The 22,369-nt window shown below is 47.5% G+C and carries 17 protein-coding genes and 1 tRNA gene; 10 read left to right on the top strand and 8 right to left on the bottom strand.

Features of this window, described 5'->3' with window-relative positions:
* Positions 1-4: 4 nt before the first annotated feature.
* The 3 genes from XMG59_RS00975 to metG form a co-directional block, all read right to left on the bottom strand.
* Positions 5-1,399, bottom strand: coding sequence for an NAD(P)(+) transhydrogenase (Re/Si-specific) subunit beta (locus XMG59_RS00975; RefSeq protein WP_173480872.1), 1,395 nt, complete (start codon positions 1,397-1,399; stop codon positions 5-7).
* A gap of 11 nt (positions 1,400-1,410) precedes the next feature.
* A complete protein-coding gene (locus XMG59_RS00970; RefSeq protein WP_173480873.1) occupies positions 1,411-2,976 on the bottom strand; it encodes a Re/Si-specific NAD(P)(+) transhydrogenase subunit alpha in 1,566 nt (521 codons plus the stop codon).
* 309 nt (positions 2,977-3,285) lie between these two features.
* Positions 3,286-5,310 carry a methionine--tRNA ligase gene (gene metG / locus XMG59_RS00965; protein WP_173498064.1) on the bottom strand — a complete coding sequence of 675 codons (2,025 nt, stop codon included), beginning with the start codon at positions 5,308-5,310 and terminating at the stop codon, positions 3,286-3,288.
* Between the two features lie 151 nt (positions 5,311-5,461).
* On the opposite strand from metG, the gene trmA reads away from it, so the two are divergent.
* The 5 genes from trmA to XMG59_RS00940 all read left to right on the top strand — a co-directional run bounded on the left by trmA (position 5,462) and on the right by XMG59_RS00940 (position 9,525).
* Positions 5,462-6,556, top strand: coding sequence for a tRNA (uridine(54)-C5)-methyltransferase TrmA (gene trmA / locus XMG59_RS00960; RefSeq protein WP_173480875.1), 1,095 nt, complete (start codon positions 5,462-5,464; stop codon positions 6,554-6,556).
* A gap of 64 nt (positions 6,557-6,620) precedes the next feature.
* Positions 6,621-7,448 (top strand): iron-sulfur cluster carrier protein ApbC, encoded by an 828-nt coding sequence (gene apbC, locus XMG59_RS00955; RefSeq protein WP_371731518.1) that lies wholly within the window; start codon positions 6,621-6,623, stop codon positions 7,446-7,448.
* A gap of 74 nt (positions 7,449-7,522) precedes the next feature.
* Positions 7,523-8,089 (top strand): dCTP deaminase, encoded by a 567-nt coding sequence (dcd, locus tag XMG59_RS00950; protein ID WP_173480876.1) that lies wholly within the window; start codon positions 7,523-7,525, stop codon positions 8,087-8,089.
* 1 nt (position 8,090) lies between these two features.
* Positions 8,091-8,735, top strand: coding sequence for a hypothetical protein (locus tag XMG59_RS00945; protein ID WP_173480877.1), 645 nt, complete (start codon positions 8,091-8,093; stop codon positions 8,733-8,735).
* Position 8,736: 1 nt separating this feature from the next.
* Positions 8,737-9,525: a hypothetical protein gene (locus XMG59_RS00940; RefSeq protein WP_173482452.1), complete on the top strand. Its 789-nt coding sequence runs from the start codon at positions 8,737-8,739 to the stop codon at positions 9,523-9,525.
* Between the two features lie 10 nt (positions 9,526-9,535).
* Here XMG59_RS00940 and arsJ read toward each other — a convergent pair whose 3' ends face one another.
* The 3 genes from arsJ to XMG59_RS00925 form a co-directional block, all read right to left on the bottom strand.
* Positions 9,536-10,735, bottom strand: a complete 1,200-nt coding sequence (arsJ, locus tag XMG59_RS00935; protein ID WP_173484496.1) for an organoarsenical effux MFS transporter ArsJ — start codon at positions 10,733-10,735, stop codon at positions 9,536-9,538.
* Positions 10,736-10,739: 4 nt separating this feature from the next.
* The gene (locus tag XMG59_RS00930) at positions 10,740-12,023 is read right to left on the bottom strand and encodes a TolC family outer membrane protein (protein WP_173494419.1); all 1,284 of its coding nucleotides are present in this window, start codon (positions 12,021-12,023) and stop codon (positions 10,740-10,742) included.
* 129 nt (positions 12,024-12,152) lie between these two features.
* Positions 12,153-13,337, bottom strand: a complete 1,185-nt coding sequence (locus XMG59_RS00925) for a pyridoxal phosphate-dependent aminotransferase (RefSeq protein ID WP_173484498.1) — start codon at positions 13,335-13,337, stop codon at positions 12,153-12,155.
* A 134-nt stretch (positions 13,338-13,471) separates the two neighbouring features.
* Here XMG59_RS00925 and uvrB point away from each other — a divergent pair, with 134 nt between their 5' ends.
* Positions 13,472-15,502, top strand: coding sequence for an excinuclease ABC subunit UvrB (gene uvrB / locus XMG59_RS00920; protein ID WP_173482455.1), 2,031 nt, complete (start codon positions 13,472-13,474; stop codon positions 15,500-15,502).
* A gap of 135 nt (positions 15,503-15,637) precedes the next feature.
* Here the strand turns inward: uvrB and XMG59_RS00915 are convergent, their stop codons facing one another.
* Positions 15,638-16,609 carry a TauD/TfdA family dioxygenase gene (locus XMG59_RS00915; protein WP_173495540.1) on the bottom strand — a complete coding sequence of 324 codons (972 nt, stop codon included), beginning with the start codon at positions 16,607-16,609 and terminating at the stop codon, positions 15,638-15,640.
* Positions 16,610-16,854: 245 nt separating this feature from the next.
* Positions 16,855-16,931: transfer RNA gene (locus XMG59_RS00910), tRNA-Val, on the bottom strand.
* A gap of 282 nt (positions 16,932-17,213) precedes the next feature.
* Here XMG59_RS00910 and XMG59_RS12245 point away from each other — a divergent pair.
* The 4 genes from XMG59_RS12245 to XMG59_RS00890 all read left to right on the top strand — a co-directional run bounded on the left by XMG59_RS12245 (position 17,214) and on the right by XMG59_RS00890 (position 22,369).
* The gene (locus tag XMG59_RS12245) at positions 17,214-19,964 is read left to right on the top strand and encodes a CheR family methyltransferase (protein WP_371731519.1); all 2,751 of its coding nucleotides are present in this window, start codon (positions 17,214-17,216) and stop codon (positions 19,962-19,964) included.
* A gap of 88 nt (positions 19,965-20,052) precedes the next feature.
* The gene (locus XMG59_RS00900) at positions 20,053-20,469 is read left to right on the top strand and encodes a DsrE family protein (protein WP_173484500.1); all 417 of its coding nucleotides are present in this window, start codon (positions 20,053-20,055) and stop codon (positions 20,467-20,469) included.
* A gap of 36 nt (positions 20,470-20,505) precedes the next feature.
* On the top strand, positions 20,506-21,642 hold the full coding sequence (locus XMG59_RS00895) for a sensor histidine kinase (protein WP_173498063.1): 1,137 nt from the start codon (positions 20,506-20,508) through the stop codon (positions 21,640-21,642).
* Complete coding sequence (locus tag XMG59_RS00890; RefSeq protein WP_173480887.1) at positions 21,632-22,369, top strand: spermidine synthase; 738 nt, start codon at positions 21,632-21,634, stop codon at positions 22,367-22,369. The genes XMG59_RS00895 and XMG59_RS00890 overlap by 11 nt, the downstream gene beginning before the upstream one ends.

Here is a 22,369-nt window from a genome sequence, read left to right as displayed (position 1 = left end):
TGGATTAGCTAATCGCTTTAAGGATTTGATCCAAACGCTCTTTAGCATCACCGAATAGCATGCGTGTGTTCTCTTTGTAGAAGAGTGGGTTATCGACACCCGCATAACCAGTACCCATAGAACGTTTCATGACAATGGTCTGTTTACCGTTCCAAGGCTCAAGTACAGGCATACCTGCGATAGGGCTGTCTGGTACTTCCTGTGCTGCAGGGTTGACGATGTCGTTGGCACCGATAACGATAGATACGTCAACGTTAGGGAAGTCTTCGTTGATCTCTTCCATCTCGTAAACGATGTCATAAGGTACTTTCGCTTCAGCAAGCAGTACGTTCATGTGACCAGGCATACGACCCGCTACAGGGTGAATACCAAAGCGAACGTTGATGCCTTTGTCGCGAAGTTTCTTAGTGATCTCGAATACGGTGTGTTGAGCCTGAGCAACCGCCATACCGTAACCTGGTAGGATCATGACCTCTTTAGCGTTAAGAAGCATGTCTGCCGCTTCATCCGATTCAACCGAGCGAATGTCTTCAGCATTACCCGCAGGGCCTGCTGGACCACCGCTTGAAGCTTTCTGACCAATACCACCAAAGATTACGTTTAGGAACTTGCGGTTCATCGCCTTACACATGATGTAAGAGAGGATAGCACCACTTGAACCGACTAGAGCACCGACGACGATGAGTAGATCGTTACCTAGCATGAAGCCCATCGCTGCAGCAGCCCAACCTGAGTAGCTGTTCAGCATTGAGACTACAACAGGCATATCAGCACCACCGATCGCTGCCACCATGTGCACACCAAATACCAGTGCGATGATGGTCATAACCGTCAATTCAAAGACACCGCCAGTTGCCGCTGTATCCATGTACTGAATCATGAAGTATAAAGCGATCACACCGAGTGCAATGTTGAATAGGTGACGACCTGGTAGTTGAAGAGGGCGTCCGCCAATCTTCCCGCTTAGTTTCAAGTAAGCCATGACGGAACCAGAGAAGGTCATCGCACCGATCAGAATGCCAAGGTAGGTTTCAACGGCGTGAATCGACTGAGCAACACCGGTGAGTGGTGCATGCTCTAGAGCATTCGCCCAACCCACAAATACGGCTGCTAGGCCCACAAGGCTGTGAAGAATCGCCACTAGCTCAGGCATAGAGGTCATTTCTACACGTTGCGCCAGAATGTAGCCAATGATACCACCGACAACAATACCACCGACCAGAAGTCCGTAGTTGTTAGAGACTAGGCCAACGATGGTAACACCGACAGCAATCGCCATACCCAGCATGCCATAGAAGTTACCACGACGTGCAGACTCCTGATGCGCAAGACCGCCCAGTGCCATGATAAACAGGGCGCTGGCTGCAATGTAGGAAGCTGTAATAATTCCTGAAGTCATCGATTATCTCCTTACTTCCTAAACATGCGAAGCATGCGTTGTGTTACGGCGAAACCGCCCACAATGTTGATGCTGGTAATGAACACAGCCAATCCGGCAAGCGCCATCACCACAGGATTGTCACTTGAGATCTGAATTAAAGCGCCAATCACAATAATGGAACTGATTGCGTTGGTGACAGACATCAATGGTGTGTGCAGTGAGTGCGATACGCCCCAGATAACCATGTATCCGATAAAACATGACAATACGAATACGGTTAGGTGGCCAATGAACTCAGGTGGAGCAACAGAACCCAATCCAAATAGAGCGCCACCGGCGATCAGTAGAGGGATCAGGAACGCAAGTGGGTGAGCCGGTTTTTCTACCTCTGGCTCAAGCTCTTGCTTCGCTTTAAGGCCGACGTCCTCTTTAGGTGCAAGCGAGATACGAGGCGCTGGTGGTGGCCAAGTGATGTTGCCCTCTTTGACAACCGTCGCACCACGAATCACTTCGTCTTCCATGTTGATGTCGATTTCGCCGTTTTTCTCTGGGCATAGTTCAGTCAACAGGTTCAACATGTTAGTTGCATAGAGCTGAGAGGATTGCGCTGCAAGACGGCTCGGTAGGTTGGTGTAGCCGATGATAGTGACATCGTGCTTCTTAACCACTTCGTTAGCGACGGTAAGTTTACAGTTACCACCCGCTTCCGCTGCAAGGTCAACAATGACAGAGCCAGGCTTCATGTTAGCGACCATACGCTCAGTGATCAGCTCAGGTGCCTCTTTGCCAGGGATCAGTGCGGTAGTGATAATGATATCCACTTCTGCAGCCTGAGCCGCGAATAGATCCATCTCTGCTTTGATGAACTCAGGGCTCATGGTCTTAGCGTAACCGCCAGAACCGCTGCCATCTTCGTCATCTTCGAAATCGAGCATCAGGAATTCAGCATCCATCGACTCAACTTGCTCTTTAACCTCAGGGCGAGTATCAAATGCACGAACAATGGCACCCATGCCTTTCGCAGCACCGATAGCGGCAAGACCAGCAACACCGGCACCGATAACCAGTACTTTAGCTGGATTGATTCGACCTGCTGCGGTGATCTGACCAGTGAAGAAGCGACCAAAATGCTGCGCTGCTTCAACAACGGCACGGTAACCCGCGATGTTAGCCATTGAAGATAGGGCGTCCATCTTCTGTGCACGTGAAATACGTGGAACAGAGTCCATAGCCAGTGCATTGATACCATGATCAGCCATCTCTTTGAGCATCTCAGGGTTCATCGCTGGGTATAGGAAGCTGATGATGGTTTGATCCTTCTTCATCAACTCAACGCCATTGAAACCAAGTTCAGGGTGGGCTTTAGGTGGGCGAACCTTCAGGATAATGTCTGAATTACCCCATAGCTCTTTAGGATCTTTAATGATCTCTACACCAGCTTTCTCATACTCTTCGTCCGCATAGCTAGCATCTGCGCCAGCGCCGCTTTCCATCGAGATGTCGAAACCCAGCTTTTGCATTTTAACTGCAACGTCTGGAGTGAGGGCGACGCGTTTTTCGCCTTCTTCGTTCTCGCGGGGTACACCGATTCTCATCGATTTCACCTCTCTTATAGTATCCACCCGAGGATGGCTGTTGATAACCCTGGCTCAGCATAGAAGCTAAGCCTATATAATATGGCCATTCCATAACTAAATAGAATTAACCTAAAACTAATCTTTATAATCTACTACGAAAGTTATTAATAACCAAACTGAATTAACTTATACGGATTATTAAAATTTTTCAGGATGCTTAAGATTTAGCTTAATTCTCCTCTTATTGGGATGTAATTTGATCAACAAGAGGTAATAAAAAAGGAGCCGAAGCTCCTTTTAAATAGACGCACTGTTCGAAAACAATGCTTACATGATGCGCATGCCTGGCTGAGCGCCGGCATGGGGTTCTAGTATCCAAAGATCCTTTCCGCCAGGTCCAGCTGCTAATACCATCCCCTCAGACATTCCAAACTTCATCTTACGCGGTGCAAGGTTAGCGACCATGACGGTCAGTTTGCCTTCTAAATCTTCGGGCGCATAAGCTGATTTAATGCCTGCAAAGACATTGCGTGTCTCATCGCCTAGATCAAGCGTCAATCGAAGGAGTTTGTCAGCACCTTCAACATGCTCTGCTTTAGCGATGCGAGCGACACGAAGATCTACCTTGGCAAAGTCAGGAAACTCGATGGTCTCAGCAATGGGCTCTTTACTAGGCTCAGCCTTTTTAACAGGCGCAGCGGCTTGTAGATTCTGTTTTGAATCTTCGATGACCGCCTCGATCTTTTCAGGCTCTACACGCTGCATAAGCGGCTTAAACTTGTTGATCTTATGGTCCAGTAGAGGTGTTTGAATCTCATCCCAAGCAAAGCTTTCAATATTAAGGAAGCCTTTAGCTTGTTCAGATACCTCTGGAAGAACTGGAGTTAAGTAGCTGATGATCACTCGGAATAGGTTAATACCCATGGTACAGCAGGCTTGAACCTCTGCCTCTTTACCTTCCTGCTTAGCCAATACCCATGGCTCAGCTGCATCAATATACTGGTTGGCTTTATCGGCTAATGCCATGATTTCGCGCATCGCTTTGGCGTACTCGCGCTTTTCATAAGCATTTGCAATCGATTCACCAGCGGTAATCGCTTCGTTATAGAGCTCTGGTTCAGCCAACGTGCTATCCAGTTGGCCATCAAATTTCTTAGTGATAAATCCTGCACAACGGCTCGCAATGTTGATGACTTTGTTCACTAGATCGGCGTTAACACGAAGACGGAAGTCCTCTAAGCTTAAGTCGATGTCATCAATACCTGAGCCCAGTTTCGCTGCAAAGTAGTAGCGTAGATACTCTGGACGTAGGTGTTTCAGGTAGGTCTCGGCCATAATAAAGGTGCCACGAGACTTAGACATCTTCTGTCCATCGACCGTTAGGAAACCATGGCAGAACACGCCTGTCGGTGTTCTAAATCCAGCACCATGCAGTTCAGCAGGCCAGAATAGGGTGTGGAAGTAGGCGATGTCTTTACCGATGAAGTGGTAGAGTTCAGCGCTGCTATCTTCTGACCAGTACTCATCGAAATCGACACCATTTTTATCCGCCCAATTTTTAAAGCTCGCCATGTAGCCGATTGGAGCGTCCAACCAAACGTAGAAATATTTTCCAGGGGCGTCAGGAATCTCAAAACCCCAGTAGGGCGCATCACGTGAGATATCCCACTGTTGAAGACCAGATTCGAACCACTCATTCAACTTGTGTTTCATCTGATCTTGAACGTGCGTGTCGACCCAGCCTTTTAGGAATGATTCGAAATCTTCAAGCTTAAAGAAGTAGTGTTCAGACTCTTTCTCGATCGGTTTTGCACCTGATACAGCAGAGTAGGCATTTTTCAGTTCAGTCGGGGCATAGGTTGCACCACACTTTTCACACGAGTCGCCGTACTGATCTTCCGCACCACATTTTGGACAGTCACCTTTGATGAAACGATCGGGAAGGAACATCTCCTTTTCAGGGTCGTACGCTTGTGTGATGGTACGACGAGCAATGTGACCTTTATCTCGTAGACGCGTGTAGATCAGTTCAGCAAACTGCTTATTCTCTTCCGAGTGCGTCGAGTAGTAGTTATCGAAGTTGACCAAAAAACCTGAGAAGTCACGCTGGTGCTCTGCACTGACTTTGTCGATCAACGCTTGAGGTGAGATACCCATCTGATCCGCTTTCAGCATGATCGGTGTACCGTGAGCATCATCTGCACAGACGTATGTACATTGATGGCCGCGCTGCTTTTGGAAGCGAACCCAAATATCGGTTTGGATGTATTCAACTAGGTGGCCCAGGTGAATAGGTCCATTAGCGTAAGGCAGGGCACTGGTAACAAGAATCTTGCGATTAGAATCAGTCATCTAGGTTAATCACTATCTACTACGAAAAAATTGAGCGTCGATTTTACGCGTTTACTTCGATTGATTAAAGGTCTCAGGTTTGGTCACTACTCAATGCACTGTTACACTGCGCCCCAATTACTCTTTTTAGACGTTTAAAGGCACCCATTGCATGTCATCTTTACCGGTTATTGATCCTGCCCTCTACGAACAGCAACTTGCTGAAAAAGCAGAAACAATGCAGCAGTTATTCTCAGAGTTTGATCTTCCCGAGCTCGAGCTGTTTCGCTCCCCACCAGAGAACTACCGTATGCGAGCAGAGTTTCGAGTTTGGCATGATGGTGATGAGATCGACTACGTGATGTTTGAACCGGGAGATAAGCGCAAACCGGTCAAGGTGACAGAATGCAAAATGGTCGATACGCGCATTGAATCGATGATGTTCGATTTTCTCGAGCGTTTAAAAGGTGACGTTGAGCTGCGTAAACGTCTATTTCAAATAGATTTCCTAGCGACCTTAAAAGGGGAGCTGTTGGTCAGCATGCTCTACCACCGCGCGATCGGAGAAGAGTGGATTGAGGCGGCAAAACCCCTTCGTGAAGAGTTTGGCATTGATATTGTAGGCCGTTCACGTAAAAACAAGATTGTGTTGGATCGTGATTTTGTTATTGAAACGATTCAGATCAATGGTCAGCCCTTCACCTACAAACAGACCGAAAACAGTTTCACCCAACCCAACGCTAAGGTGTGTGAACAGATGATCGAGTGGGCGTTGGATGCAACTCAAGATGCTAGGGGCGACCTGGTGGAGTTCTACTGTGGTAACGGTAACTTCAGTCTGCCGCTAGCGCAGAACTTCGATCGAGTTGTCGGTACTGAGATCTCTAAAGAGTCGGTACGCAGTGCGCAGTACAACATTGAGGTAAATGGTGTTGAGAACGTCTCTATTTTGCGCCTCTCTTCAGAAGAGTTTACTGAGGTACTTCAAGGCACTCGTACTTCTCGTAGAACCGAAGGGTTGGATCTGACCAGCTTTGATTTTCAAACCGTACTGGTTGATCCGCCTCGTGCAGGTTTAGATGCAGAGACCGTTAAGCAAGTGCAGACCTACCCGGCGATTGTCTATATCTCCTGTAACCCTGAAACCTTAAAAGAGAATTTAGAGATACTGTCTCAGACTCACGACGTGCAGCGTTTTGCTCTGTTTGATCAGTTCCCATACACCCATCATGTCGAATGTGGCGTATACCTTACTAAGAAGGTCTAGTTAATCGATCCTCTTTTTGAAATAATCCTACTAAATTACTTGGTTATTATGTTTGGGTGGTACCGTGTCTCAGAAACTTGAAAATCTTGCGGGTGTTAAAAAAATTGTCGCGATCTCCTCTGGTAAAGGCGGAGTGGGTAAGTCGACGGTCACAGCTAACCTGGCAGCTGCTCTATCTGTACAGGGTCTTCGTGTCGGCGTGTTGGATGCTGATATTTACGGTCCCAGCCAAGCAATGATGTTTGGTGTACCTGCAGGTACTCGCCCGAAAACAGCTGAAGAGAAGTACTTTATTCCCGTCGTCGCGCACGACATTCAGACTATGTCGATCAGTTATTTGATCGATGAAGATACACCTATGGTGTGGCGTGGTCCCATGGTAAGTAGTGCGCTTCAGCAGCTGTTGATGCAGACACAATGGGATGATTTGGATCTTCTGCTGATCGATATGCCGCCTGGTACAGGTGACATTCAATTGACGCTGTCGCAAAAGGTACCGGTCGATGGTGCCATCGTCGTAACCACGCCTCAGGATATTGCGCTGCTTGATGCCAAGAAGGGCATTGAGATGTTCCGTAAGGTCGATATTCCAGTGCTAGGCATCATTGAAAACATGAGCGTGCACGTCTGTTCAAACTGCGGTCATGTTGACCCCATTTTTGGGGAAGGTGGCGGTGATAAGATGGCAGAGCAGTATCAAACCAAGCTCTTGGGTCAGTTACCTTTGGCAATGCCAATTCGCGTGCAGGCCGACTCGGGCACACCCATCGTCATTGCCGAACCTGAATCTGAGTATGCCAGCCTCTATCAAAGGGTTGCGGCTTCCGTCAGTGAAGTGCTTGCCAATCACACACAGGCTGAGGCGCCTTTCATCAACATCATGGATGATTGATGTGTAAAGAAAAGGCTCTATTTCTGGAGCCTTTTTTGCTATTATTTCGCGGTTTTCTTTTTAGGTGATAAGTAATGGGTATCAAAGCCGATAAGTGGATCCGTCGCATGGCGGAACAGCAACAGATGATTGATCCGTTTGAGCCGGGTCAGGTTCGTGAAGTGAATGGTGAAAAGATCGTCTCATACGGTACGTCTAGCTACGGCTATGATGTTCGTTGTGCTGACGAGTTTAAAATCTTCACCAACATCAACTCATCGGTTGTCGACCCTAAAGACTTCAACAGCGAGAGCTTTGTTAATGTGAAGTCGGATGTCTGTATCATCCCGCCAAACTCCTTTGCACTGGCTCGCACTGTTGAATACTTCAAGATCCCCCGTGATGTGCTAACAATCTGCTTGGGTAAAAGTACCTACGCACGTTGTGGCATCATTGTGAACGTCACACCGCTCGAACCAGAGTGGGAAGGTCACGTGACACTTGAGTTCTCTAATACCACGCCGCTGCCTGCTAAGATCTATGCCAACGAGGGTGTAGCTCAGATGCTCTTTATTGGCGGTGATGAAGTGTGTGAAGTCTCCTACGGTGATCGTGGTGGTAAATACCAGGGTCAAACGGGTGTGACCTTACCACGCACTTAATATGCAAGAACAAGTCGATAGTATTAAAGCCTTTTGGGATGATCTTGCGATTACCCTAGATGCCCTTCAACACGCCACGCTCGAGCAGCTCGCTGAGCAAGGTGAGCGTGTGCTTATGGATTACAGACCGACACTGAAAGAGATCGACTCTAACCTGACGTTCCATTTTGAGCGTAATCAAGAGGATGGTCCTGTTCAGTTGGTCTTTGGTTGTGATGGCTACCCAGAGTCGATTCACAGTGTGTTAACACTGGTCGGTGCTGCGCCTAAACTGAATGGCTTCCAAGTACGCGCCTTCAATGAGCGTCATGATCCTGTGCCACGCACCGTCGATCTGGGCGGAGAGCTCTGTGAGATCAACGACTACTGGTATTCACTGCGCACCATCAATGGCAAGTTAGAGCTCGCAATCTACATGGAAGATGCACCGACCGTGCTCGATATGGATCCGCGAGTTGAGGCAGTCATGATTCTACTGGATGCGCTGATTGGTGAGTACGAGATTATGGTGCGAATTTGGGCCTTGGATTGGTATGAACTTCCAGCCTGTCCACGTGATTTTGGGCTATCGCCGCTATCCCAGCTCAGATCTGAATTTGATCAGATTAAATCTGACATTAAACCCATTGGTATCAATCTGCACTAATATGAGTGACAAGTTGACCGAACTGCTTGATGACCTTCGCGAAGCCTATCTCAAAGAGATGGAGGCTAACGGCCACAGCTACCCCTTTAAAACGGCTCACCAGCTTGCTCATAGGCGTTTAGCCTTGCCAGCTGACGAGTTAGTAGAGCTCATTCTATCAGCGCCACGCCTGTTGGCTTCACGTGCCGGTGATCTGATCGAGAGTGAAGAGGAGGGTGCAAACCCGACCATCGGAGCGATCATCAGTGCCAATCTTGTGGCGGCGGGTATGGATGGTCTAATGATGGTTGCGACCAAGCGCGACTGGTTAGAGCGTGATGAGCATGGCGATCTGTTGGTTGATGCGCATGAACTGGACCTCTGCAAACCCGTTTTAGGTGTCGATTACACGAAAACCCCTAAAGAGTTCGTTCCGCAAAGTGGACGGAGTCAGCTCTCTGATCTGTTCGCTGCGGCTGAAACAGCCTTCGAAAGTGCGCTGAGCAGTGAGACGATGGATGCCTATCAGCTCAGTCTTAAAATTGCGTCGGACTATGCTGTTTTTGCTCCAGATGATTTGGCACCGCTGTTGGCCGAAAACCCTTTAATGTTGGGGTTACGAAACGATGGATTGGTGGATCCCGAGATGTTCAATCAAGATCCACCCGCTGGCATGATTCTTAGTGCACATCTGACTGAGATGATGGTAGCTCAAATGGTGGATCATGCCATTGAAAAGGGCGCCATCGGAATGGATTCAGAAGGTCAGCCTCTATTTGTCGATGATGAAGAGCCACCGACACTGCATTAATAAGGTTGGGTTAGATTGGCAGTTTTCGGCTGAGCAGCGCCGCTGCTAAAACCATAATCGCAGATCCAGCAAGGCAAGCCACTAGCCCCGCAACGCCTAATCCAGTCCACTGAAACAGTGCACCCGATAGCAGGGTGCCGATCAAGCGCCCCATGGCATTAGCCATGTAATAGAACCCCACATCTAACGAGACACCGTCTGCTTTGGCATAGCTAACAATTAAATAGCTGTGAACGGCTGAGTTGAGGGCAAAGATCAGCGCAAACAGCGCTAAACCCACCATTATGACCCAGGTGGGCTCGACCTCTGCGAAGAGTAGAGCAGCAATCGCGGTTGGAACTAGGGTTAACAGGGCTGCTAGTGTGACGGCTCGGTCACGACTGGGTGGGTGCTCTCTGTTATTCAGCAGTTTTGGCGAGGATGCTTGAATAATACCGTAGCCAATAATCCACATTGCCATAAACGCCCCAGTTGCCTCTTCACCCCAGTTAAGGGTATCGGCAAGAAAGACGGGCAGTGCAATCACAAACCAGATATCTCGTGCACCGAATAGAAAGAACCGGGCAGCAGAGAGTCTATTAACGGAGTCACTTTTAGAGAAAATCTCTCTGAATTTAGGTTTGTAGCTCGCTTTACCTAACTCCTTTTTTAGCAGCAGTAGAGAGCTGATCCAGACAATCAGTAAGACCGCTGCCATCGCGGTAACCGCCCCTTGAAACCCTAGCCAGACCAGCAGGGCGCCACCCATAAAGAAGCCCACACCTTTTAGCGTGTTTTTCGATCCTGTAAGCAGTGCGACCCATTTAAATAGAGAACTTTCGGCGTTTTCAGGAACCAGTTGCTTGATGGCACTTTTCGCACTCATTTTATTCAGATCTTTAGCAATGCCGGAAAGCGCTTGGGCGGCCATCACCCAGGGAATGGTGAGATAGGCTGAAGGAACTGCCAGCATGGCTAGTGCGCCAATCTGTAAGGCGAGCCCAATGTTCATGGTCCTATTCAGGCCAATACGAGCTCCGAGCCAACCACCAACTAGATTGGTGACGACCCCAAAGAGTTCGTAGAAGAGGAATAGAAAGGCGATCTGAAGAGGAGAGTAACCGAGTTGGTGGAAATAGAGCACCACCAACATACGAAGGGCGCCATCCGTGAGGGTGAACGCCCAGTAATTACCCGTAATTAGCAGGTACTGACGGACAGCACCATTCATACACTTAACCTTCTAGCCAGCTATCAAGAGACTCAATGTCTGCAGGGCTAAGTGTACCTAGAGTAGATTTCATTTCTGTGACAAGCGCGATGTGATCGATACGCGCTTCAGCGTAGTCTGTTTTAGCAGCGTAGAGTGCGGTTTCAGCGTTAAGTACATCAACGATGTTACGTGTGCCGACTTCAAACCCTTGTGAAGTTGCTTCTAGAGCTTTTTCACGAGATTCCAGTGCGACTTTGCGAGCTTCAACGGTTTTAACACTCGCTTCGATGTCACGCAGTAATTTGCGGGTGTCGGCTTTAACCGTTTTAACTTCACCTTCGTAAGCGAAAAGTGCTTCGGTGTGTTTGTAGGCGTACTTGTCTTGGTTCGCAGTCGTTTCAAAACCGCTAAAGATCGGAATGCTTAGCGTTAGTGATGTGTTGTAATCACCACGTGTTTCATAAGCAGTATCACCGCTCAGTGCGTTGTAACGGAATGATAGAGTTGGCAGGTGAGCAGATGCATAGGCTTCTGCTTCATAGCCGGCTGAAATCTCTGACAATTTCTTCAGACGAAGGGCGATATTACCCGCCAACGCTTTCTCTACCCACTCTGATTCTGACCCTTCAGTAATGCCCTCGATAGGGTAACTCGCTTTAATCTTCTTAAGATCGACACTGCTAACGCCCGTCATCTTCTCCAACGAATCGAGAGCACTTTCGACACCGCTCTGTGCTGTAAACAGGGATGCGCGCGCATCATCATAAGAGGCGCGAGCTTCTAGCACATCGGTAATCGCAATTAAGCCCACTTCGAACTGTGCGTTCACCTGATCTAGACGGCGTTTTAGTGCGCGCTCCTGCGCTTCAGCGACCTCTAGACCGTTTTTGGCTTTAAGAGCACCAAGATAGGTCGAGACAAGGCGGAACATCAAGCCCTGATCAGCAGCCTCTATAGAGAGCTGAGTGATCTCTGGCAGCTGATTGGCTGCTTTATAACCGTACCAAGCGGGCATACTGAAAAGAGTCTGATCGATCGTCAGAGTCATGCCTTTAGTCGTAGAAGAGTTGCCTGAAGGGTTCGATGTAGATCGAGTAGCGGTCATACCAACCGTTGGGTAGAGATTAGACAGTGCGATGTCATACCCAGTCTCTGTTGCTAGTGCAGATGCGCGACTCTCTTGGTAAGAGGCGTCATTTTTAAGGGCGCTGTTGTAAAGATCGGTCAAAACACCAGCCTGTGTTGACGCTGAAATCAGGGTGGCAATCGAAATCGCAAGTGACTGCTTTGCAAAGCGAGCGTTCATAAAAGATCCTGTTAAATTCGTTAAATGGTCATTGAAGGCTATATTAGCAACTTCTAAATTAATAACAAAGGTCTGTACATAAAAAAACCGGATACGAGATCCGATTTAGTGTAGTTCAGTTAGACCTGATTAGGCGAGTGCTTTCGCGATTCGCTCAATCGCATCGGCCAGTATCTCTTTGCTAGTTGCAAAGGAGAGGCGCATATTGCCCGGCGCGCCGAATGCAGAACCAGGTACCAGTGCGACACCAGCTTCCTGAAGTAGGTATTCAGCCAGTTCAATATCATCGTTGATGTCTGAACGTGCATCGATGACACCTTGGAAGCTTGGGAATGCGTAGAAAGTGCCATCGGCAGGGATGCACTCAACACCCTCGATTTTGTTCAGTTCTGAAACGACAAATTCATGGCGCTCTTTGAAAGCAACAACCATCTCAGCAACACAACCCTGATCGCCTTCCAGTGCAGCACGGGCCGCTTCCTGTGCAATCGAACAAGGGTTAGATGTCGATTGCGACTGCACCTTTTTCATTGCACCGATAAGTTTAGCGGGACCTGCGGCATAACCGATACGCCAGCCCGTCATAGAGTAGGCCTTAGAGACACCGTTTAATACGATGGTGCGATCGTAAAGCTCTGGTGCTGCATTAAGAATGTTCACAAAAGGTTGGTCATTAAAACGAATGTGCTCATACATATCATCCGTCGCAATCAGAACCTCTGGGTACTCTTTCAGTACGTCAGCTAGTGCTTTCAGCTCATCAAGCGTGTAAGCAACGCCTGTTGGGTTTGAAGGGCTGTTAATAACAACAAGACGAGTCTTGTCCGTTAGAGCCGCTTTTAACTGCTCAGCAGTCATTTTAAAACGCTGTTCCTGAGTCGTTGGAACAATGACCGGCACACCGTCAGAGACCAGAACCATATCAGGGTAAGAGACCCAGTAGGGTGCTGGGATTACTACTTCATCACCTTCATTGATCAATGCCAGTGATAGGTTGAAAAAGCTCTGTTTACCGCCTGATGAGACCAGAATCTGGTTTGGCTCGTAAGAGAGGCCGTTGTCTTTTGAGAACTTCTCAATAATCGCTTTTTTAAGCGCTGGTGTACCATCGACAGCGGTGTATTTGGTCATACCCTTGTTAATGGCTGCAATAGCAGCGGCTTTGATGTGTTCAGGAGTATCAAAGTCAGGTTCACCTGCACCTAGGCCAATAATGTTTTGACCAGCAGCACGAAGCTCAGCAGCACGGTTAGTGACAGCCAGGGTAGGTGACGGCTTAATGTTGTTGACGCGGTTAGAGAGTCGAACGTCCAATCGAAGTATCCTCAAAAAACGAAATGTTCGTGTGGCTTTTATAAAGCGTTGCACATTATATAGGAGTTTGAGTTCCGTTATAATCCCCTGAAACCCTTATAACTCCGCGTTTTTTAATATTTTAGGTCTGATGAATGAAAACTCCGTTTAAAGTCTCATCCAAATTTGAACCTGCAGGCGATCAGCCAACGGCGATTGCTGGTCTAGTGGATGGTTTGGAGTCCGGTCTTGCGTCGCAAACTCTATTGGGTGTGACCGGTTCGGGTAAGACCTTTACCGTTGCCAACGTCATTGCTGAAGTTCAACGACCTACGATCATATTGGCGCACAATAAAACCTTGGCGGCCCAGCTGTACGGTGAGTTTAAGGAGTTTTTTCCAAACAACTCAGTAGAGTATTTTGTCTCCTACTACGACTACTACCAACCTGAAGCCTATGTTCCATCGTCGGACACCTTCATCGAAAAAGATGCGTCGGTTAACGATCACATTGAGCAGATGCGACTCTCTGCAACCAAGGCTCTGTTAGAGCGAGACGATGCCATCATCGTGGCCACCGTCTCAGCCATTTACGGATTGGGTGACCCTAAATCCTACTTGGCGATGATGCTCCATTTGGACCGGGGCGATCGAATTGATCAGCGCGGGTTACTGCGTCGACTGGCGGAGCTCCAATACACACGAAACGATATTGATTTGCACCGTGGTACCTATCGCGTCCGAGGGGATGTGATCGATATCTACCCAGCAGAATCGGATCGTGATGCGCTTCGCATTGAACTGTTTGACGATGAGATTGAAGAGCTCGCCTGGTTTGATCCGTTAACCGGTGAAGTATTGCGTCGCGTGCCGCGTGCAACGGTCTACCCTAAAACCCACTATGTTACTCCGCGCGAGACACTGCTTGAGGCGGTCGAGCATATCAAAGAGGAGTTGCGAGAGAGGCTCAAGCAGCTTCGCGACAACAACAAGTTGGTGGAGGCGCAGCGGTTAGAGCAACGCACGCTCTATGATATTGAGATGATCCTCGAGCTAGGTTACTGCTCAGGTATTGAAAACTACTCGCGTTACCTGTCAGGCAAGCCTGCCGGTGCACCGCCACCGACACTGTTCGAGTACCTTCCAGATAATGCGTTGTTGGTGATCGATGAGTCTCATGTCACCGTTCCGCAGTTGGGTGCTATGTATCGTGGTGACCGTTCACGAAAAGAGACGCTGGTTGAGTACGGTTTCCGCTTACCCTCAGCGCTGGATAACCGACCGCTTAAGTTTGAAGAGTGGGAGCATCTAGCGCCCCAAATGATTTTTGTCTCTGCCACGCCCAGCAAATATGAAGCGGCTAATGCTCAAGCGATTGTTGAGCAGGTGGTTAGACCGACGGGCTTAGTCGATCCAGTGGTTGAAGTGAGGCCGGCTCAAACGCAGGTCGATGACTTGCTTGGGGAGGTACGGAAAACCGTCGCTAAAGGTGAGCGAGTTATTGTAACTGTGCTGACTAAGCGGATGGCCGAGGATTTAACAGAGTATCTAGCGGAACATGATGTCAAAGTGCGCTATTTACACTCTGATATCGATACCGTGGAGCGTGTTGAGATCATACGAGATCTTCGAATAGGGGAGTTTGATGTACTTGTTGGTATCAACCTGCTGCGTGAGGGTATCGACATGCCGGAGGTCTCTCTAGTGACGATTCTTGATGCCGATAAAGAGGGCTTCTTACGATCGGATACCTCTATGATTCAGACCATTGGGCGGGCCGCGCGTAATGTAAATGGTCGTGCGATTCTCTATGCCGACCGAATTACCGGATCTATGCAGCGCGCGATGGATGAAACCGCACGCCGTCGTGAAAAGCAGATCGCATTCAACGAAGAGCACGGCATTACGCCAAAAGGTATTCAGAAGTCCGTTGCTGACATCATGGAAGGGGCAACCATTCCTGGTAAGAAGGTGGGTAAACAGTCAGCTCGTAAAGCGGCTGAACCAACGCCAGAGTACCAACTCTCTGCCAAAGCGATGTCGCCTAAAGAGCTCTCTAAAGCGTTGTCGACATTGGAAGATAAAATGTATGAAGCCGCTAAGAACTTGGAGTTTGAGAAGGCGGCTCAGTTGCGCGATCAGCTAGAGCAGTTGAAGCACTCGGCAATCGATACCGGACAAGACTAGCCTCTAAAATATTGGATCGGTCTGTTGGAGCGGTCTTGCAAAGGCCGCGATGGGTTAATCATCTCATCTTCGACAAGACTCCAACAACCAATAAAAAACCCCGCAAAAGCGAGGTTTTTATAACACAGAGACCGACTATCGCTTAGCGATACCCTCTTTACCAGGGAAGTCAGGTGCACACTCTCGTGCGTTCGGCATCTTCAGCCAAAGTCGTAGGAGATGACGCTTCTTATCTTCCTCTTCGTAATCTTCAAAGCCAGTACGAGAGTGGAAAATTGTATAGTTATTAGCAAACTGAATATCACCCGGTTCCATCATCATATCCAAGCGGATATCGGGGTCATTCAAGATCGAATCAACCAGATCAAAGGCTTCTACCTCTACTGGTGACAGTGGCAGTCCAGCTTTCTCTTGTGCAATTTCAATGTACTGGCGCAGATGCATCGCACTCAGTTTGCCTTTGTAGTAACTGAAAATTGGTACCGGGCCGGCATCACCATTATTGATGTGCTCCATTAGGAAATGGCGGTGCAACAGGCCAAGGTACTCGGTATGGTTTTCTAGAATCTCATTGAAAAGAGTAATGGCGCTAGACAAGCTGCTCATGCCGCCGGATTTGGCTTTGCGAAGACTTAATAGTCCGACAACGTCAGAGAGGTCTGCGTGGTAGGGTAGATACTCATTGGTTTCATAAACACGGACCGATTTAGGATCTTTTGCACCGATATCTTTCACGTGGCCGATCATATCGCCTTTGATGTTCTGTGATACAGGGATACCCATATGAAGGCCAAGGCCGTAGTAGATAATTGCGGTCTCTTCGTCAGTGTAACGCTCAATAGGTAGGCCGCGGATAAGTATGAAGCCTTTGCCATCCTCAAGCTCGGTATTGAAGTAGTTGATCTCTTCCGCAAGCTCGGTGATCGGGAAATCTTCTTTAGTGAAGTTAGGTGTAGTTAGGCCTTTCGCTTTGACTGCGGCAAGTCCTTTTTCAAGAATGGCGATTGACTCATCGGACCAGTGGTAGATCCAAGATCCATCATCTTTTATATCTTTGCCTTTCCAAGCTGATGGGCCTTCGAATTTCTCTTTAAGAATGACTGACACTCTAAATTCCTCTGTACGAAATAGTATTAATTATTGTGATAAAGCTAAGGCCAATAGATTAGGCCAAGTATTAGAAATAACTGCTGTTACAATTATGATTGTTTAAGTCTATAACAATATTCAACTTTTGTATGGGGTATAAGTTGGAGCGGTCTTGAAAAGGCCGCGATAGGGTATCGTCTCATCTTCGATAAGACTCCAACAGAAGAGCACAAAAAAGCCCCGCTGATGCGAGGCTTAATGTCTGGTACGACCGGGCAGATTCGAACTGCCGACCCCTACCATGTCAAGGTAGTGCTCTAACCAACTGAGCTACGGTCGTATTTGGCTGCGTATTTTATGGTGTGAAATTTATTCTGCAAGTAGTAAAGTGATGGATGCAGATTATTTTTTTATAACTTTCCCTTTTTTACATGATTCAACTATTCTGAATCTATAAACACTGATACTAGAGGTCTGTTTTGGATAATGTGAATGATTCTCGGCGACCTGCCGAGTTGTCTGATGGTTTAATTGTTGTAGCTTTGGGGGCATCTGCTGGTGGCCTTGAGGCGATTACAGCCCTTCTAAGAAGCTCCCAACCCAATAACATTTAGCCTTTGTTATTGCCCAGCATATGGCGCCTCAGCATCGCAGTCTGTTGGTTGAGTTGCTCTCTAAAAACTGTGATTACGAAGTGGTTGGCGCTGAAGATGGGGTCGAGATTAAACCCAGCACTGTCTACGTTAATACTCCCAATACCGATATCTCAGTGGTTGATGGTCGATTACATATCTCGTTACCTTCTGATGATGTGGGTGCTAAGCCCTCTATCGATAAGCTATTTAAATCGCTAGCTATCAACTACGGAAGCCGATCCATTGCCGTGGTTCTCTCGGGTACCGGCTCTGATGGTACGCAGGGATTCCGTGAAGTGCGTGATGCAGGTGGTATTACGATTGCTCAACAACCGGATACGGCTAAGTACAATGGCATGCCAAATTCAGCGATCCGTGCGCGTTTGGCTGATCTAATCCTTTCCCCAGAAGAGATTGCTAATTACCTATCCGACAGTCACCACCGTCCTGAGGTGTTGAAGTCTGTTGGTAAAGATGAAGAGACGGTTGTCTCAGTCGACACTCTTATTGAGCGTATTTTGACAGAGACTGGCCTGGATTTCCGTCAATACAAACGCGCAACGCTTGAGCGCCAACTTCAGCGCCGTATGTCAGCGTTAAGGCTCAACTCTATCGATGATTATTTTGCGCATGTAGACAAAGACCCTGATGAGTTGGAGGTAGTTCAGCGTAGCTTTCTGATCTCTGTCACCAGCTTCTTTCGTGATGAAGAGGCGTTTGAAGCACTTGGTAAAGTTCTTGATAACATCATTAAACAAGCAGAACAGAGTGGTTCCATTCGTATTTGGGTTCCTGCTTGTGCTACCGGTGAAGAGGTCTACACCATCGCCATTATGTTGGCGGAGCGTCTAGGGGCAACTCTAAGAGGATTTAACGTTAAAATCTTTGCTACTGATATCAACGAGCTCAATCTAGATGTCGCTAGGCAGGGTGTCTATGTCGATGCTGCGGTAGAAAACCTTACACCTGAAGTGTTAAGTACCTATTTTGATCTAGAGGCTAATAAGTATCGGATTAAAAAGTGGGTTAGAGACATGTGTATGTTTGCTAGGCATGATCTAGTAAAAGACCCCTCTTTCCTCAGAATGAATCTTGTAAGTTGCCGTAACTTAATGATTTATTTGAATAACCCTCTGCAGGATCAGTTGGTCAATAATTTCCACTACGCTCTTAACCCTGGTGGCTACCTATTCTTAGGAAAGTCTGAATCCATAGGTTCAACGGGTGACAAACTGTTCGATTTTGTAGATAAATCGAACAAGCTCTACAAGCGTAAACCAGGTGCCGTCTCTTATGGTCGCTTCTCTGGTGCATTGGTGAAAGGTATTAACAATACGGTTCAGTCATTAAAAAACACCAATAATCCAACGCCAGCTCACCGGATAGAGGAGAAGGTCTTTTCAGCACTGATCGACAGTTTTGCCCCTCCTAGTATCCAGTTGAGTGATCAGTTCCAACCAATTAAGTACTTTGGGGATATCTCTCCCTACCTAAAAATCAATCCAGGTAAAGCTAACTTTGACATAGTCAGTCTGTCACATCCTCAGATACAGACCGAGGTTCGCGCTTTGATCAATAGGGTCTCCCGTGGCGAGCAGGACAAAATTGATCACATCGTGCGATTTAAGTTTCCTGATGATGTTACCTCTACCGTTAATATTTCGGTTCAACGCGTGGTTGATAACATCAGTGAAACTCAGGCCTACCTCATGAGTTTCAACCGTATTGTAGAGACTCCTGCCGTCAGCACCGATAATCCACCTAAGGCTTCTGCGGATGCGGGAGTGGTTGAAGAGTTAGAAGAGGAGTTACAACGTACTCGCGATCACCTTCAGGCTGTTGTTGAAGAGCTTGAGACATCAAATGAAGAGCTTCAGGCTCTAAATGAAGAGCTGCAAGCGTCGACCGAGGAGCTGCAGGCTTCTAATGAAGAGTTGGAAACGACTAACGAGGAGTTGCAAGCCACCAACGAAGAGTTAACTACCGTTAACGACGAGTTACAGGCTAAATCGATTCTGTTGACTGACAGTAATGAAACCCTAGTGAATATTCAGCGTTCATTGGATATGGGTTTGATCGTGGTGGATACTGATCATCGCGTCGCTCGATTCACACCGCAAGCCGTTCGACTCTTCGGTATTTTGCCGGACGATGTAGGCCATAAGTTGACTAAGCTGCCTCGTCACATTGATGTTCCAGATTTTGAAAAGCTTCTGGATAATGTCATCCAGACAGGCTCTCCTGTGCGCCGGGAGTTGGAAAGTAAGGGTGAAAAATACCTTATGAACATCAGCCCATATCGCCGTGATCAAGGAATTATTTCGGGGGCTGTATTGACCTTTACCGAAACCACCAAATTGAGTGAATCGATTGATCATGCCTCTCTCGTAGATGCCATGTTAAATGAGGTCGGTAAAGTTATTTCAGAAGGCGTTATGATCCTAGCACCAGGCTTTGCAAAGATCCTGCATGTATCTCAGCGCTTAGAGCAGATCACAATGCGTAACTCTGATGTTCTCTTAAGAGATTCTGAAACCTTCCTAGATATCGTTGATCATGGTGATAGGGAGCGTGTCGCTAATCACTACAAGGACAGTGAGACGCAAGGCTGGGACATGACCTACAAGATCAAACGTCGAGATGGCTCAATCGTCAAAGTTCATGACGTTGCTAAACGTGAAGAGGTTGATGCCCATGAGCACGATATCATCACTTCAATCATTAGGGTTATTGACTAGTGCTTGACTAATTAACCCTATGATTCTAAAAATGAAAGCCTCGGCAGTGCCGGGGCTTTTTTATAACTAAAAAAAACAGGGTTTTACCATGAAAAAAACACTTCTACTCGCTGCAGCTTTAGTTTCAACTTCAGCGTTCGCTGACACTCAACGTCTCGCAATTCATGTTGATGAAAACGATCCTAAAGTAATGAACTTAGCACTAAACAATGCGCAAAATGTTAAAGCTTACTATTCAGCGAAAGGTGATGATGTGATTGTTGAACTGGTTGCCTATGGCCCTGGTTTAAACATGTATCTTGAAAATTCGCCGGTAAAAGAGCGTCTGGAAACTCTAGGTATGGATGAGAGTTTCAAGTTTTCGGCGTGTAATAACACTTATACAAAAATGAGCAAGAAAGCTGGCAAGGATTTGGTGTTGCTGAGTGAAGCCAAAAAAGTACCCTCTGGCGTCGTGCGTTTGATGGAGCTTCAGAAAGAGGGTTATGCTTACTTACGCCCTTAACGCTAAGGGGCTTCGGCCCCTCTATTGAGATTTCACATGCAGCTTCTGATTGCTGATGACAGCCCAACGTTTAGGGCGCAGCTTGAATTTGTAGCCAGACAAATTGGCCATAACCCTAGTGTTTTTGAAACCGGTGACCAGTTGTGGGAGCACATTCAATCACATGGGCTCACTCCCTCTCTACTACTACTCGATTGGGAGATGCCAGGTCTGCCAGGCCCAGACCTCTGTGAAAAGATACGCTTAGCTTATCCCCATCTAGCAAATCACATCATTCTTGTAACCAGTCGAGACGAGACAACCAGTCTTGTTGATGGTCTCTCTTCAGGGGCCGATGATTACGTAACCAAACCGATTAATCGTGATGAGCTAGCGGCTCGCTTGTCCGTTGGGCAGCGAAATATTCTGCTTAGACAGCAGTTGCTAACCATTAATGAGCAACGCATTGCCGCTGAAAAGCTTTCCTCTGTAGCACAGCTAGCCAGCGGGGCGGCACATGAGATCAATAACCCCTTAGCGTTTGTGCGATCTAATTTGGATTATGTTTCGAGTCAAACATCACTACTATCAACACTGAATGAGCTGCTTAACTCCTCTGAGACCAGCTTGCCTCAGTTAAGAGATTGGTTTAACAGGCACCACTTCTCTGAATTGATTGATGAACTCGAAGAGGTTTCCCGTGAGTCACTGCAGGGGGTAACCAGAATACAATCGATAGTCGAGGGGTTGCTCAGATTCAACTCCGAACAGGGTTTGCAGCGACAGTCTGTTGATCTGAATAGTTTGCTGACTCAGCTTCTACCTAAAGGAGCTACATTGTCGCTTCCTGAAGCCTTGTTTGTTGTGGCCGATCCAAAACAGTTAGAGAAGATGTTTGCCGCTGTAATAGAGAATGCTGTGTTGGCGTCTCAAGAGGTGAGCACGATCAGGATACAAGGTCGCTTAGTGGGTGGTGAGATAGAGATATCGGTTAAAGACAGCGGTGTTGGCATGAGTGATGAGCAGAGAGCGAGAGCCTTTGATCCCTTCTATACCACGCGATCTATTGGATCTGGATTAGGGTTGGGGTTGAGTTTGGCGCAGGGTATTGCACGACAACACAATGCTGAATTAACGCTAGACAGTCAGTTGGGCATAGGTACTACCGTGATCTATCGTTGTCATGCTGCCTAAAGAGATCTATCGCGGCCATGATGAGTTTGGCACTGTCATTGTTTTGGATGATGGAAACTGTCGCTATTTGAGCTTTGGTGAAACCGATGAGCAGAGCTGTATCCTTAAACAGTCTCCAGAAGTGCCTCAATATGCCTTTATAAGGGCGATGATCTATCCTCTTCTATATCTTTCTCCTAACCGTGCTCTCTCGCTAGGTTTGGGAGCGGGCTCTCTGAATGGGGCGCTTCACTCCATTTTGCCAAATGTGAAACAGGAGATTGTTGAGATCAGTCCTGAGGTGGTTGAGGTTGCTCACAGGTACTTCTATCTGCCTCGGTCTAAACGAATCAACATTGAGGTGTCTGATGCCTATGAATATCTGCAAAGACCAGTAAAACGTAAGTTTGATCTGATCACTGCGGATTTATACACCTCTGAGGGATTAAATGAGATTCAAGTTGAAGCGGTGTTTATCGATGCGGCAGTGGCACGATTAAGTCAAAAGGGTTGGTTGGTGCTTAACTGTTGGAGTGATCATCGTGAAGTGGAGATTTTAGACAGGCTGCGTGAACGATTCGATACTCTTTTTAGTTGTACTACAGGCGATGGTAACTGGGTTCTTTTTGCGACGAACGGGCCCGTTGATGTTAGCAGCTCTCAGATGAAGAGTCGGATTAAAGAGCTGAGTTCACGTGCTGGCTTTGCTGTAAACACCATCGCTAAACGAGTCAGACAAATCGTCTAA

It is taken from the genome of Marinobacterium sp. xm-g-59, from assembly GCF_013283315.1.
In the GTDB taxonomy this organism is placed as follows: Bacteria; Pseudomonadota; Gammaproteobacteria; order Pseudomonadales; family Balneatricaceae; genus Marinobacterium_E.
Note: the sequence above shows the minus strand (reverse complement) of the source record. Positions and strands in the feature narration are given on the sequence as shown.